The sequence below is a fragment of the Haemophilus sp. HMSC061E01 genome (assembly GCF_001810345.1).
In the GTDB taxonomy this organism is placed as follows: domain Bacteria; phylum Pseudomonadota; class Gammaproteobacteria; order Enterobacterales; family Pasteurellaceae; genus Haemophilus_D.
Genome location: NZ_KV801019.1, coordinates 1 through 217, shown reverse-complemented (window position 1 = coordinate 217; position 217 = coordinate 1). Strand labels below are relative to the sequence as shown.

Here is a 217-nt window from a genome sequence, read left to right as displayed (position 1 = left end):
CCTCGACACTTTACAATAAATCACCTGAAAAGCTTAGTGAAGAAGAAAAACGTACGGTATCGTCTTTAAGTCAGGTAGCAGCAGGTATTGCTGGTGGTAGTTTATCAGATAGCTCTGATGGGGCGATTATTGCGGCTAAGACAGCGAAAGATGCGGTAGAGAATAATGGCATGGCTGATGACGTTCATCCTAGTGATGAGCGTAAGCAAAACATTGA

General features: G+C 43.3%; 1 protein-coding gene. It reads left to right on the top strand.

Going from position 1 to position 217, the window contains the following annotated elements; genetic code table 11:
- On the top strand, positions 1 to 217 hold a 217-nt coding region (locus HMPREF2732_RS08960; protein ID WP_186821541.1), incomplete at both ends, for a VENN motif pre-toxin domain-containing protein.